Here is a 12,960-nt window from a genome sequence, read left to right on the forward strand (position 1 = left end):
CCGGCGCCAGGTGGGGACCGACTCCCGGCCTAGGCGGTGATCTTCTCCGCGGATTTTGTCGTCGTCGCGTCGGCCTTGGCCCGAAGGGAGAGAACCTTCAGGTCCCGTTTGCGGATATCCGGCTCGCTGGACCGCAGCTGGGCGTACAGCGGCGACGCGATGAAGATCGTCGAGTATGCCCCGGCGATGATTCCGATCAGGAGCGCCAGCGAGATGTCCCGCAGGGTGCCGGCGCCGAGCACGAGGGCACCGATGAACAGGATCGATCCGACCGGGAGCACCGCCACGACGGAGGTGTTGATCGAACGCACCAGGGTCTGGTTGACGGCGAGGTTGACCGATTCTCCGAATGTGCGGCGCGAATCCGTGACGTCCTCAGCGGTGTTCTCGCGGATCTTGTCGAACACCACGACGGTGTCGTACAGCGAGTAGCCGAGGATGGTCAGGAAGCCGATCACGGCGGCGGGGGTGATCTCGAACCCGGTGATGCCGTAGAACCCGGCGGTGATGACGAGGTCGTGCAGGAGCGCGACCATGGCAGCCAGGGCCATCTTCCAGGTGCGGAAGTACAGGGCCATGCCGATCCCGGCGAGGACGAGGAAGATCGCCAACCCGCGCAGAGCCTGGCCGGTGATGTCGGCACCCCAGGACGGGCCGATGAAGGACGCGGTGACCTGGTCTTTCGGAACCGAGTAGGCGTCGGCCAGGGCGGTGCGCACATCGCGGCTGTCCTGGGCGCTGAGCTGGTCGGTCTGCACCCGGATGCCGCTGTTGCCCACGTTGGACACCTTGGGGACCGCGGAGGGCACCACGGCGTTGACGGCGTCAGACGCCGTGGCCTGGTCCTGCTTCGGCAGGTCTGACACCACGAACTCGGATCCGCCGGTGAACTCGATGCCGAAGACGAACCCGCCGCGGAGCTGCGGGACGACCAGGGCGATCAGGAGCATGACGGATGCGACGAGATACCACGTGTTGCGCCGGCCGATGATGTTGAACGATCGCTTGCCGGTGTGCAGGTCATTGCCGAACTGGGAGAAGCTGGCCATTAGGATTCCTTCCCGTTCGAGAAGCGATCGGTGCTGGAACCGACGAGGTCCTGCGCCTTGCGTTCGGCGATGGTTTGACGTTTGGCGGCTTCTTTACTGGCCGACGACAGTTTGCCTGTTGCGACCTGCGTGGACGGCTGGAACTTGGCACGGCCGCGGTAGGTGGCACCGAGCGCCCGGGGGTCGAGTCCGCTGAAGCGGTGACCCTCGTTGAAAAACCGGGTCTGCGCCAGCAGTTGGAGCATCGGGTGGGTGAACAGGATGACGACGACGACGTCGACGATCGTGGTGAGGCCGAGGGTCAGGGCGAAGCCCTTGACGTTGCCGACCGCCACGATGAAGAGCACGCCGGCGGCGAGGAAGTTCACGCCGTCCGAGGCGAGGATGGTGCGCAGAGCGCGCTTCCAGCCGGCCTCGACGGCCGACTCGAGTCCGCGACCGTCCCGCAGCTCGTCGCGCACGCGCTCGAAGTAGACGATGAAGGAGTCGGCGGTGATTCCGATGGCAACGATCAACCCGGCCACCCCGGCGAGGGACAGTCGGTAACCCTCCCGCCAGGACAGGGTCGTGATGATCAGGTACGTGATCAGGGCCGCGACGGTCAGGGAAGCGATCGTCACCACCCCGAGCAACCGGTACTGGATCAGCGAGTAGATCACGACCAGGATCAGTCCGATCAGACCGGCGATGAGACCGCCGAGGAGCTGGGAGGAGCCGAGCGTCGCGGAAATGGTGTCCTGGCTCTGCACCGTGAAGCTGATCGGCAGGGCGCCGAACTTGAGCTGGTCGGCGAGCGTCTTGGACGATTCCTTGGTGAAGTTTCCGCTGATCTGCGCGTTTCCGTCAGTGATCGCCGCGTTCGTGCGGGGCGCGGAGATGACCTGGCCGTCGAGAACGATGGCGAACTGGTTGCGCACGCCCTCGAGGCCGTTCAACCGGGTGCTGACGTCGGCGAACGCCTTGGTCCCGGTCTTGTCGAACTTCATGTTGACGACCCACTGGCCGGTGGTCGCGCCGCTCTGGTTCGTCTCCTGGCCGCTGGTGGCGTCCGAGACGTTCTCGCCGCTGACCTCGACCGGGCCGAGGATGTATTTGACCGAGCCGTCGGTCTCACAGGTGACGAGTGGCTTGTCCGCCGGGGCGACGTTGCTGGTGTCGAGCTTCGTGCAGTCGAAGGCGTCGTACTGGGCCTGGAGCGCCGGGGTGATCCAGCTCGGGTCGCTGGCGTCGGTGGGTACCGCGGTCGGCGTGCTCGACAGGTCGGGGTCGACGCTCGGGGCCGGGGTCGCCGCGCCGTCCGCGCCCACGCTGGCCGCCGACGGGGCGTCGGCCAGAAGGACGGGGCGGAATTCGAGTTTCGCTGAGGACTCGATCCGGTTGATGGTGGCGTCGTCGGGGATGCCCGGGATCGAGACGACGATGTTCTGGCCGCCCTGCGTGTTGATCTCCGCTTCGGAGACGCCGGACGCGTCAACGCGCTGCCGGATGATCGACACGGCATTGTTCAGCTGTTCCTGCGAAACTGATTGACCGGATTCGAGTTTCGGCGCGAGGATGATCTGCGTGCCACCCTCGAGGTCGAGGGCCAGCTTGGGCGTCCAGGAACCGCCGCCGGTGAGGACGCCGGCGGTGTTGAGAGCGATCAGACCGACGATGATCACCCCCAGCCACGTGAGGGAACGCCAGGCCTTTTTGGCCGGAGACGACTTTGCCACCTGTGAACTCAGCTTTCTGTGCTCATGCCCGCGCCGTCACGGCGCGGGCATGTGAGAGGGATTGGTTACGCATCGCCCTTTTTGGGCTCTTCGTCGGTGTCTGCATCAGCGACTCGCTGACCGAACTCGGGTTCGTTCATGACGCCGGCGGTGTCCTGGCCGATTTCGGCAACGGGTGCGTCCTCGGACTCGGCCACGGTCGGCTCGATCACACGGGCGATGGTCTGGCGGTGCAGCTGCACGACCGTTCCCGGTGCGATTTCAAGGGCGACCTTGTTCGCTTCCTCGTCGATCGAGAGAATGGTTCCGTACATCCCGAAGTTGGTCATGACCTCCGCGCCGGCAACCATCTGGGCCTGCAGCGCGGCCTGGTCCTTCTGGCGCTTGCGGCTGTTGCGGAACATGAAGAAAACGAGCGCCGCGAGAACGACGAGCATGACAAGAGTCAACGGATCCATAAAACTGTGAAACCTTCCGATTGCGGCGCGATGGCCGAAGCTTGTGCGTCTGATTCCTTACGAACCAACTCGAATTATAGGTCATCGAGGTTATGGGACCTTCGGAGCGCCGTCCTGCGGGTTGACGAGACCGAAGTGCCGCCACGCTGCGGGGGTCGCCACGCGCCCGCGCGGGGTGCGCGTGAGGAAGCCTATCCGCACCAGGAACGGCTCCACGACAGCCTCGATGGTCTCCGACTCTTCCCCCACGGACACCGCCAGTGTGTTCAGGCCAACCGGCCCACCCCCAAAACGGGTCAGGATGATGCGCATCACTTCCCGGTCGAGCCGATCGAGCCCGATCGCGTCCACGTCGTAGAGTTCCAGGGCCGCGTGGACGGCGGCCAGGTCGGCGTCCCCCCCGTGCACCAGGGCGTAGTCGCGCACCCGCCGGAGCAGCCGGTTGGCGATTCTCGGCGTGCCGCGGCACCGACCGGCGATTTCGGCGAGGGCCTCCCGGTCGATCCTGAAGTCGAGCAGTGCGGCGGCACGCGCCAGCACCTCCTCGAGCTCGTGGTCCGCGTAGAACTCGAGGTGGGCGGTGAACCCGAACCGGTCGCGCAGTGGGTTGGGCAGCAGCCCGGACCGGGTCGTGGCGCCCACCAGCGTGAACGGGGCGAGCTCGAGCGGCACCGAGGTGGCGCCGGCACCCTTGCCCACCATGATGTCGATCCGGAAGTCCTCCATCGCGAGGTAGAGCATTTCCTCGGCCGAGCGGGCCATCCGGTGGATCTCGTCGATGAAGAGCACCTCGCCGGGGATCAGTGAGGAGAGCACGGCGGCCAGATCACCCGCGTGCTGGATGGCCGGGCCGCTGGACATCCTCAGCGGCCGGTTGCCCTCGTACGCGATGATCATGGCCAGGGTGGTCTTGCCCAGCCCGGGCGGGCCGGCCAGCAGGATGTGGTCCGGCGTGCGGGCCTGCATGGTCGCCGCCGTCAACAGCAGCTGCAGCTGGCTGCGCACCTTCTGCTGGCCGACGAACTCCGCCAGGCTCCGGGGCCGGAGGGCGCCTTCGAACGCGAGTTCCGCGTCGCCTTCCAGAACGGGATTGGTCAGCTCGACCCCGGGGTCGCCGGCCAGGCGCGGTTCGGGTGTCATGAGCGGCGCTCCGAAGCCTGCTGGGCCGGGCCGAGCCGGGCCAGGACCAGCCGGAGGAGACTGGCCACCCCGACCTGCTCGGGATCGGCCGTGTCGGCGAGGGTCTCCTCGACCGCCTGAGCGGCCACCCGCTCAGACCAGCCCAGGCCGATCAGGGCGGTCTGCACGTTCGCGGACGCGCTCGTGGGGGCCGGGCGAGCCGCGGCGGTGGCGGCGGCGGCCGAGACGAAGACCTTGCCGGCCAGGGAGAGCACGATCAACTTGGCGGTCTTGGGGCCGATGCCGCTGACCTTGCGGAAAGCGGCGTCATCCTCGGAGGCGACCGCCTGTGCGATCCGGTTCGGGCTGAGCACGGCGAGCACACCGAGGGCCGATTTCGGTCCGACGCCGGTCACCCCGACCAGCAGCTCGAACACCTCGAGTTCGTCCGTGGCCGGAAACCCGTAGAGCGTGAGTGAGTCTTCGCGCACGATCAGCGTGGTGGAGAGGCGGGCCTCGGTGCCGACCCGCAGCGTCAGCGCGGTCGCGGGGGTGACCTGCAGGGCCAGCCCCACTCCCCCGACCTCGATCACGGCCGTCGAACCCAGGGCAGACAGGACGAGGCCACGTACGGATGCAATCACCGCTTAACACTACGGGTCACCGGCGACACGGAGCCGCGTTCGGCGGCGCGCCATGCCTTCTGGGCCGGGGTCAGCGTTCCGACCGGGACGGCGGCGCCGGTCGGCAGGGTGCCACCGGATGCGCCGGTGCGCCAGGCGTGGCAGATCGCAATGGCCAGCGCGTCCGCGGCATCCGCCGGCCTGGGCACTTCGGCCAGGCCGAGCACCCGGGCGACCATCGTGCCGACCTGCGCCTTGTCGGCGGACCCGTAACCGGTGATCGCGGCCTTGACCTCGCTGGGGGTGTGCAGGGTGACGGTCAGCCCGCGCTGAGCCGCGAGGAGGAGGGCGACCCCGCTGATCTGCGCCGTGCCCATGACGGAGCTCACGTTGTTCTGGGCGAACACCCGCTCGATCGCCACGAATTCGGGCTGGTGCCGGTCGAGCATCTCCTCGAGACCCCGGCTGATCAGCAGGAGCCTCTGCTCGAGCGGCAGGTCCGCCGCGCTGCGGAGCACGGCCACGTCGACGAGGGTCGCGGTGCGGTTGGGGTTCACGTCGACCACGCCCACGCCGCAACGGGTCAGCCCGGGATCGATGCCCAGGACCCGGACTGACACGGCCTCTACTCGGCTTCGGCCTGAAGCTCCGCGATGACCTCGGGCGACACGTCGTAGTTGCTGTAGATGTTCTGCACGTCGTCGAGCTCTTCGAGCGCGTCGATCAGTTTGAAGACCTTGCGGGCGGTTTCGGCGTCGACCTCGATCTTGAGCTGGGGCACGAATGCGATGTCGGCGGAGTCGTAGTCGATTCCGGCGGTCTGCAGCGCCGTGCGGGTGGCGACGAGGTCATGGGCCTCGCTGAAGACCTCGAACTTGTCGCCGTCGTCGACGACCTCTTCGGCACCGGCGTCGAGCACGGCCGCGAGCACGTCGTCTTCGGTGACGTTGTCACCCTTGGGCACCACGACGATGCCCTTGCGGTTGAAGTTGTAGGCCACGCTGCCGGGATCGGCCATGTTGCCGCCGTTGCGGGAGACGGTCGTGCGCACCTCGGCGGCGGCCCGGTTCTTGTTGTCGGTCAGACACTCGATCATGATGGCGACGCCGTGCGCGGCGTAGCCCTCGTACATGATGGTCGTGTAGTCGACGACCTCACCGGACAGGCCTGCACCACGCTTGACGGCGCGGTCGATGTTGTCGTTCGGGACGGAGGTCTTCTTGGCCTTCTGGATCGCGTCCACCAGCGTCGGGTTTCCCGACAAGTCGGCGCCGCCCATGCGGGCAGCCACTTCGATGTTCTTGATCAACTTGGCGAACGCCTTGGCCCGACGAGAGTCGGTGACCGCCTTCTGGTGCTTCGTTGTCGCCCACTTGGAATGTCCGGACATGAATCTCCCGTTGTCTCGCTTGGCTCTCTGGTCGTCGCACCCTGAGGTACCCCACATTCTAACCCGCGGTGTCCGGCGGAGCAGGCTTCACGCGCCCGGGGGCTGGTCCAGGATTTTCTGCAGCGTACGCAGGTTGCGCGTGGTCGTGCTCGCCCGGTACCGGGCCTTGCCGCTCAGCTTGCTGAACGGGCTGCCCACGCCCACCGACCGCAGAACCTGCCAGTACAACACGTCGGCGCCTGACCTGATCTGTTCCGTGTCGGGGTCCGCGTCGCCGGCCGCGCCGAGGAGCTCGTCCAGCACGGACCGGTCTGACCCGAGCACGACGTAGGGATGCCACCCCTCGCGGTCCGCGTCGAACGGGAACGCCCGCACGACCCGGTCGAGCCACTCGACGTCGACGAGGATGATCCAGGCCCGGTAGCCGAAGGTGTCGGAGAGCGCCCGCTCGATCCGCGCCTTCGTGGCCGCCGCATCCGTCTCACTCGTCGTGAACAGAACGTTGCCGCTGGCAAGCACCGTGCTGATCCCGGTGTATCCGAGTTCCCGGAAGACGGACTGCAGGGCCGCCATCCTGATGTTGATGCCGTTGACGTTGATGCCGCGCAGGAAAGCAACCGACCGGGTCATGTACGGACCCTAGCCGCGAAAACCGGCCGCGGCCACCTTGCCCAGGAAGTACTCGTGAAAACGGTTCTCCCCGGTGATCTCGGGGTGGAAAGACGTGCCGAGCAGGTTGTCCTGCTCGACGGCGACACACCGGCCGTCGGCGAGAGTGGCCAGCGCCCGGGCCCTGGGGCCCACGGTCTCCACGACCGGGGCCCGGATGAACACGGCGTGCACGGGAGCGTCGCCGAGGACAGGCACGTCGAGGTCGGTCTCGAACGAGAGAGTCTGGGAACCGAAGGCGTTTCGGCGCACGGCGATGTCGAGACCGCCGATGCTCTCCTGGCCGGCGATCCCGTCGATGACGGTGTCGGCGAGCATGATCAGGCCGGCGCAGGTGCCGTAGACGGGCAGCCCGCTCCGGACGAAGGCGGCCAGCGGTTCGGCCAGGCCGAACGCCCTGGCCAGTTTGTCCATCACGCTGGACTCGCCGCCCGGGATCACCAGCCCGCTGACGCGGGCCAGTTCCTCCGGGCGGCGAACGAGTTCGACGTCGGCGCCGAGGGACCGGAGAACCTCGGCATGCTCCCGAAAATCACCCTGAAGGGCGAGAACTCCAACGCTCACGGACGAGTGACTACCAGCCGCGCTCAGAGAGGCGGTGCGGTGCGGCCAGATCGGACACGTTGATGCCGACCATGGCTTCGCCGAGACCGCGGGAGACGGCGGCGATGACGCTGGCGTCGTCGTAGAACGTGACGGCCTTGACGATGGCGTTCGCGCGGGCCTGCGGGTTGCCCGACTTGAAGATGCCGGAGCCGACGAACACGCCGTCCGCGCCCATCTGCATCATCATGGCCGCGTCAGCCGGGGTGGCCACGCCGCCGGCGACGAACAGCACGACGGGGAGCTTGCCGGTGGCGGCGATCTCGGCGACGAGCTCGTACGGGGCCTGCAGTTCCTTGGCGGCGACGTACAGCTCGTCCTTGCTCAGCGACGACAGGCGGCCGATCTCGCCCTTGATGGTGCGGATGTGCTTCATGGCCTCGGAGACGTCGCCGGTGCCGGCCTCGCCCTTGGACCGGATCATGGCCGCGCCCTCGGTGATGCGGCGCAGCGCCTCACCCAGGTTCGTCGCACCACAGACGAAGGGAACCGTGAAGTTCCACTTGTCGATGTGGTTGACGTAGTCGGCGGGGCTCAGCACCTCGGACTCGTCGATGTAGTCGACGTTCAGGGCCTGCAGAATCTGCGCTTCGACGAAGTGGCCGATGCGCGCCTTGGCCATGACCGGGATGGAGACCTCGGCGATGATGCTGTCGATCAGGTCGGGGTCGCTCATGCGGGCGACGCCGCCCTGGGAACGGATGTCGGCCGGCACACGCTCGAGGGCCATGACGGCGACAGCGCCGGCGTCCTCTGCGATGCGCGCCTGCTCGGCGTTGACGACGTCCATGATGACGCCGCCCTTCATCATGTCGGCGAGTCCGCGCTTGACGCGGCTCGACCCAAACTGCTCGGCGGGTGTGGTTTCAGTCATGGCTGTAATTCTATTCCTTGCACTGGATGGGTTCCGCCCGGCAGGGGCCGGGCGGGAAAGTGTTGCTCGTTCGTGCTCTGCGCTAGTTCGTGCTCTGCGCTAGTTCGTGCTCTGCGGCCAGCCCTCGGCCACTTCGCGGCGAACATCGCCCAGAAGTCGGGGAATGGCCTTAGTTCCGGCGATGATCGGGAAGAAGTTCGAGTCGAGCGCCCACCGCGGGACGATGTGCTGGTGCAGGTGGCCGGCGATGCCCGCCCCCGCGATTCGGCCCTGGTTCATACCGATGTTGAAGCCGTCGCAGTGCGAGACCGCCTTGAGCACGCCCATGGCGATCTGGGTCAGGCTACCAATCTCGGCGACCTCCTCCGGCGACGCCTCGTCATACGTCGCAATATGCCGGTACGGACATACCAGCAGGTGACCGCTGTTGTACGGGAACAGGTTGAGCAGGACGTAGGCATAACGACCGCGGGCAACGATCAGGGCCTTCTCGTCGTCCATCTCCGGCGCCAGGCAGAACGGGCAGTCGTCGGCGTGCGGCTGCTGGCCGTCCTGGATGTAGACGAGGCGGTGCGGAGTCCACAGCCGCTGGAACGCATCCGGCACGGCTGCGAAGTCGGACGACTGTTCGGTTCCCTCGAACCCCCCGGCGTCACGGTTCATCTCAGGCCTGGCCCTGCGTCGTGACCTGGGCGCGCGTCTCGATCGAGGCGACGATGCGGCGGATGGCGTCGTCCACGGGCACCCCGTTCTCCTGTGTGCCGTCGCGGAAGCGGAAGCTGACCGCTTCGTTGTTCCGGTCGTCCTCGCCGACGATCAGCTGGAACGGCACCTTGGCCTTGGTGTGGTTGCGGATCTTCTTCTGCATCCGGTCGTCGGAGTGGTCGACCTGGGCGCGCACCCCGGCGGCTTTCAGCCGGCCCACGATCTCGTCGAGGTAGGGACCGTACTGCTCGGACACCGGGATGCCGACGACCTGCACCGGGGACAGCCAGACCGGGAATGCCCCGGCGTAGTGCTCGGTGAGCACCGCGAAGAAGCGTTCGATCGACCCGAACAGGGCTCGGTGGATCATGACCGGGCGCTGACGCGAGCCGTCGGGCGCGGTGTACTCGAGGTCGAAACGCTCGGGCAGGTTGAAGTCCAGCTGGATGGTGGACATCTGCCAGGTGCGGCCGATCGCGTCGCGCGCCTGCACCGAGATCTTCGGCCCGTAGAACGCCGCCCCGCCCGGGTCGGCGACGAGGTCGAGACCGGATGCTTCGGCGACCTCACGCAGGGTCTCGGTCGCTTCGGCCCACGCCTCGTCGCTGCCCACGAACTTCTTCGGGTCTTTCGTGGAGAGCTCCAGGTAGTAGTCCTCGAGCCCGTAGTCGGCGAGCAGCTTCAGCACGAAGTTGAGCGTGGAGGTGAGCTCCTCCTTCATGCCGTCGCGGGTCGTGTAGATGTGGGCGTCGTCCTGGGTCATGCCGCGCACGCGGGTGAGCCCGTGCACGACGCCGGACTTCTCGTAGCGGTAGACCGAGCCGAATTCGAACAGGCGCATCGGCAGGTCGCGGTAGCTGCGGCCGCTGGAACGGAAGATCAGGTTGTGGAACGGGCAGTTCATCGGCTTGAGGTAGTAGTCGACGCCCTGGCGGGTCATGTGACCGTCGGCGTCGTATTCCGCGTCGAGTTTCATCGGCGGGAACATGCCGTCGGCGTACCAGTCCAGGTGCCCCGAGGTCTCGAACAGGTTCGACTTGGTGATGTGCGGCGTGTACACGAAGTCGTAGCCGGCTTCGGTGTGGCGCTTGCGGGAGTAGTCCTCCATCTCCTGGCGGATGATGCCGCCACGGGGGTGGAACACGGGCAGGCCGGAGCCGATCTCCTCGGGAAAGCTGAACAGGTCGAGTTCGGCGCCGAGCTTGCGGTGGTCGCGCTTGGCGGCCTCTTCCTGGCGGGCCTGGTAGGCGCGCAGTTCGTCCTTGGTGGGCCAGGCGGTGCCGTAGATGCGCTGCAGCTGCGGGTTCTTCTCGGAGCCGCGCCAGTAGGCGGCCGCGAGGCGGGTCAGGGAATACCCGTTGCCGATCATGCGAGTGTTCGGCAGGTGCGGGCCGCGGCAGAGGTCCTTCCAGAGGGTCTCCCCGGTCTTGGGGTCCACGTTGTCGTAGATGGTGAGTTCGGCGCCGCCGACCTCGACCGACTCGTTGTCGGCGCTCTCGGCCGCACCGCCCTTGAGCCCGATCAGTTCGAGCTTGTACGGCTCCGCGGCGAGTTCTTCCCTGGCCTGGTCGTCGGTCACCACCCGGCGCACGAACCGCTGCCCCTGGCGGATGATGCGGTCCATGGCTTTCTCGAGGGCCTTGATGTCGTCCGGGGTGAACGCCTCGGCCACGTCGAAGTCGTAGTAGAAACCGTCGGTCACGGGCGGGCCGATGCCCAGGCGCGCGGCGGGATTCACGGTCTGCACGGCCTGCGCGAGCACGTGGGCGGCCGAATGGCGCAGGATGCTGAGGCCATCGGGCGAGCCGATCGTCACCGGTTCGACGGCATCCGTCGGAGTCACCGTGGTGGCGAGATCCTTGAGCTCGCCATTGACGCGCATTGCGACAACGGACCGGTCGGTGAAAAGCTCAAAGCCGTCAACCACGTGTATAACTCCTCAATATTGTGCGAACCCCTCCAACTTTAGCGGCGCACGTGGCCCGGTCCCTCCTCCCGCGGGTCAGGGCAGCCGGCGGGACAGGTGGGCGAGGGTGTCCGGGGACGCGGCCAGAACCTTGATCAGTCCAGGCCGGCTTTCGGCGGGCCCGCTTGCGGCGGGCTGGGGGTGAACGCGACCGCCACCGCCTGGAGCGTGGTGCCTGCATCGAGTACGCGGGTGAGCCTGGCTGCGATCAGCGGGCTGACGCAGCCCACCCGCCGGCCGGTCGCCGCATGCACCGAGATGCCGTTCGCACCGCAGAGCGGGCCCGGGTCCCGCTGGAGACGCACGGTCGCCCCGGGGTGCAGCAGCCCTTCCCTCGCCACGATCGTGCGGGAGTCGATGTTGCGTAGCCAGATGATCCAGATTCCCAGTCCCGCCAGGCTACGGTCGCCGAGACCGACGAGCCGGCCGGTCGTCGATTCGGTCAGCCAGAGTTCCCCGGCACGGTGCTGCAGATAGAGCGGCGGGAGGCCGCGGATGTCAGCGACGAGGAGGCGGTCGCCGTCCTGGCTGGACAGAAGGTCGCCGGCGACGGAGCTGCGGAGGGGGGCCGGCTGCTGCGGGGGCAGTGCGGGAACCCGTTGCCGCACCGGCGCGTCCGAGATCCGGCGACTGGGAGGCCTCAGGCTCACCGGAGCGTAGTTGGCCACTCGCGTCAGCCACGCCGTGACGACGAGGACGCAAACTGCGAGGAGCACAAACGGCACCAACCACTCCATGAACGATCCTCCCCGTCGAGACTGGTGCACGGCCGGCCGGAGCGGCATCCCCCGTCCGGATGACACCATCGCGCCCTGGGCCAGCGCAGCGCGCGGAAAACAACATCGTGGGATGAAAAAACCCCCGGCGGGCCGGGGGTTTATCTGTGGGCGATACTGGGATCGAACCAGTGACCTCTTCCGTGTCAGGGAAGCGCGCTACCGCTGCGCCAATCGCCCAGATCTTGAATTTTCTCCAAGTCTGGAGGTGGATACGGGATTCGAACCCGTGTACACGGCTTTGCAGGCCGTTGCCTCGCCTCTCGGCCAACCCACCACATAGGGTCCATACCAAAAAGAAACGGCCTTTCGACCGATTCAATTCGAGCGGATGACGAGATTCGAACTCGCGACCCTCACCTTGGCAAGGTGATGCGCTACCACTGCGCCACATCCGCACTGTGTCTGCGTTTCCGCTGACTTGAAAGACTCTAGCCGATTCCGGCCNCTGTGTCTGCGTTTCCGCTGACTTGAAAGACTCTAGCCGATTCCGGCCGCGCCCGCCGCACCCTCCCCGGTGATTCTGCCCGGTGAGGCAGAAAAAACAAAGGTTAACCAGGCCTTTTCCTGTTGCCGGTCGGCTTGCGAACTCGTGCCGGTCGCCCGTCGATCAGGATCGACGCGGGCGCGACCGGTGTTCCCCAGGACGTCCAGGGGCAAAGAAAAAACCCCCGGCGAGCCGGGGGTTCATCTGTGGGCGATACTGGGATCGAACCAGTGACCTCTTCCGTGTCAGGGAAGCGCGCTACCGCTGCGCCAATCGCCCAGATCTTGAATTTTCTCAAGTCTGGAGGTGGATACGGGATTCGAACCCGTGTACACGGCTTTGCAGGCCGTTGCCTCGCCTCTCGGCCAACCCACCACATAGGGTACATATCAAAAAGAACCGGACTTGCGACCGATCCAATTCGAGCGGATGACGAGATTCGAACTCGCGACCCTCACCTTGGCAAGGTGATGCGCTACCACTGCGCCACATCCGCAACTGCGCGCATTTCTGCGCGCTTGAAGAC

Annotated in this window: 13 protein-coding genes and 6 tRNA genes; all 19 read right to left on the reverse strand. The window is 66.8% G+C overall.

Annotated features, from left to right (window positions below; genetic code table 11):
• Nucleotides 1–29 precede the first annotated feature (29 nt).
• Nucleotides 30–1,049 carry a protein translocase subunit SecF gene (gene secF, locus E3T24_RS11800; protein ID WP_134366715.1) on the reverse strand — a complete coding sequence of 340 codons (1,020 nt, stop codon included), beginning with the start codon at nt 1,047–1,049 and terminating at the stop codon, nt 30–32.
• Nucleotides 1,049–2,764 carry a protein translocase subunit SecD gene (secD, locus tag E3T24_RS11805; protein ID WP_134366716.1) on the reverse strand — a complete coding sequence of 572 codons (1,716 nt, stop codon included), beginning with the start codon at nt 2,762–2,764 and terminating at the stop codon, nt 1,049–1,051. The genes secF and secD overlap by 1 nt, the downstream gene beginning before the upstream one ends.
• A 65-nt stretch (nt 2,765–2,829) precedes the next feature.
• Nucleotides 2,830–3,201, reverse strand: coding sequence for a preprotein translocase subunit YajC (gene yajC / locus E3T24_RS11810; protein ID WP_241976141.1), 372 nt, complete (start codon nt 3,199–3,201; stop codon nt 2,830–2,832).
• Nucleotides 3,202–3,312: 111 nt separating this feature from the next.
• On the reverse strand, nt 3,313–4,362 hold the full coding sequence (ruvB, locus tag E3T24_RS11815; protein WP_134366718.1) for a Holliday junction branch migration DNA helicase RuvB: 1,050 nt from the start codon (nt 4,360–4,362) through the stop codon (nt 3,313–3,315).
• Complete coding sequence (gene ruvA / locus E3T24_RS11820) at nt 4,359–4,985, reverse strand: Holliday junction branch migration protein RuvA (protein WP_134434645.1); 627 nt, start codon at nt 4,983–4,985, stop codon at nt 4,359–4,361. The genes ruvB and ruvA overlap by 4 nt, the downstream gene beginning before the upstream one ends.
• Nucleotides 4,982–5,584 carry a crossover junction endodeoxyribonuclease RuvC gene (ruvC, locus tag E3T24_RS11825; RefSeq protein ID WP_134366720.1) on the reverse strand — a complete coding sequence of 201 codons (603 nt, stop codon included), beginning with the start codon at nt 5,582–5,584 and terminating at the stop codon, nt 4,982–4,984. Before ruvC ends, ruvA begins: the two co-directional genes overlap by 4 nt.
• 5 nt (nt 5,585–5,589) lie before the next feature.
• The gene (locus E3T24_RS11830; RefSeq protein ID WP_134366721.1) at nt 5,590–6,354 is read right to left on the reverse strand and encodes a YebC/PmpR family DNA-binding transcriptional regulator; all 765 of its coding nucleotides are present in this window, start codon (nt 6,352–6,354) and stop codon (nt 5,590–5,592) included.
• Nucleotides 6,355–6,441: 87 nt separating this feature from the next.
• Nucleotides 6,442–6,984: a DUF1697 domain-containing protein gene (locus E3T24_RS11835; protein ID WP_134366722.1), complete on the reverse strand. Its 543-nt coding sequence runs from the start codon at nt 6,982–6,984 to the stop codon at nt 6,442–6,444.
• A gap of 9 nt (nt 6,985–6,993) precedes the next feature.
• Nucleotides 6,994–7,587, reverse strand: a complete 594-nt coding sequence (gene pdxT, locus E3T24_RS11840; protein WP_241976143.1) for a pyridoxal 5'-phosphate synthase glutaminase subunit PdxT — start codon at nt 7,585–7,587, stop codon at nt 6,994–6,996.
• Between the two features lie 10 nt (nt 7,588–7,597).
• Nucleotides 7,598–8,500, reverse strand: coding sequence for a pyridoxal 5'-phosphate synthase lyase subunit PdxS (pdxS, locus tag E3T24_RS11845; protein WP_134366724.1), 903 nt, complete (start codon nt 8,498–8,500; stop codon nt 7,598–7,600).
• 99 nt (nt 8,501–8,599) lie between these two features.
• Nucleotides 8,600–9,163, reverse strand: coding sequence for an HIT domain-containing protein (locus E3T24_RS11850; protein WP_134366725.1), 564 nt, complete (start codon nt 9,161–9,163; stop codon nt 8,600–8,602).
• Nucleotide 9,164: 1 nt separating this feature from the next.
• On the reverse strand, nt 9,165–11,087 hold the full coding sequence (gene thrS / locus E3T24_RS11855; RefSeq protein WP_241976173.1) for a threonine--tRNA ligase: 1,923 nt from the start codon (nt 11,085–11,087) through the stop codon (nt 9,165–9,167).
• Between the two features lie 179 nt (nt 11,088–11,266).
• Entirely contained in the window at nt 11,267–11,908 is a 642-nt protein-coding gene (locus tag E3T24_RS11860) for a hypothetical protein (protein ID WP_134366727.1), read from the reverse strand.
• A 147-nt stretch (nt 11,909–12,055) separates the two neighbouring features.
• Nucleotides 12,056–12,127 (reverse strand) — tRNA-Val (locus tag E3T24_RS11865).
• A gap of 23 nt (nt 12,128–12,150) precedes the next feature.
• A tRNA-Cys gene (locus tag E3T24_RS11870) sits at nt 12,151–12,224 on the reverse strand.
• A 49-nt stretch (nt 12,225–12,273) separates the two neighbouring features.
• A tRNA-Gly gene (locus E3T24_RS11875) sits at nt 12,274–12,345 on the reverse strand.
• Nucleotides 12,346–12,641: 296 nt separating this feature from the next.
• A tRNA-Val gene (locus tag E3T24_RS11880) sits at nt 12,642–12,713 on the reverse strand.
• Between the two features lie 22 nt (nt 12,714–12,735).
• Nucleotides 12,736–12,809: transfer RNA gene (locus E3T24_RS11885), tRNA-Cys, on the reverse strand.
• A 49-nt stretch (nt 12,810–12,858) separates the two neighbouring features.
• Nucleotides 12,859–12,930, reverse strand: a tRNA-Gly gene (locus E3T24_RS11890).
• Between the last annotated feature and the right edge of the window lie 30 nt (nt 12,931–12,960).

This window comes from Cryobacterium sp. TmT2-59, from assembly GCF_004403545.1.
Classification (GTDB): Bacteria; Actinomycetota; Actinomycetes; order Actinomycetales; family Microbacteriaceae; genus Cryobacterium; species Cryobacterium shii.

Excerpts from the sequence above, each read along its gene's own strand:
- secF (WP_134366715.1), bottom strand. The coding sequence starts at position 1,049 with ATGGCCAGCTTCTCCCAGTTCGGCAATGACCTGCACACCGGCAAGCGA.
- yajC (WP_241976141.1), bottom strand. The coding sequence starts at position 3,201 with ATGCTCGTCGTTCTCGCGGCGCTCGTTTTCTTCATGTTCCGCAACAGC.
- ruvB (WP_134366718.1), bottom strand. The coding sequence starts at position 4,362 with ATGACACCCGAACCGCGCCTGGCCGGCGACCCCGGGGTCGAGCTGACC.
- E3T24_RS11830 (WP_134366721.1), bottom strand. The coding sequence starts at position 6,354 with ATGTCCGGACATTCCAAGTGGGCGACAACGAAGCACCAGAAGGCGGTC.
- E3T24_RS11835 (WP_134366722.1), bottom strand. The coding sequence starts at position 6,984 with ATGACCCGGTCGGTTGCTTTCCTGCGCGGCATCAACGTCAACGGCATC.
- pdxS (WP_134366724.1), bottom strand. The coding sequence starts at position 8,500 with ATGACTGAAACCACACCCGCCGAGCAGTTTGGGTCGAGCCGCGTCAAG.
- E3T24_RS11850 (WP_134366725.1), bottom strand. The coding sequence starts at position 9,163 with ATGAACCGTGACGCCGGGGGGTTCGAGGGAACCGAACAGTCGTCCGAC.
- thrS (WP_241976173.1), bottom strand. The coding sequence starts at position 11,087 with ATGCGCGTCAATGGCGAGCTCAAGGATCTCGCCACCACGGTGACTCCG.
- E3T24_RS11860 (WP_134366727.1), bottom strand. The coding sequence starts at position 11,908 with ATGGAGTGGTTGGTGCCGTTTGTGCTCCTCGCAGTTTGCGTCCTCGTC.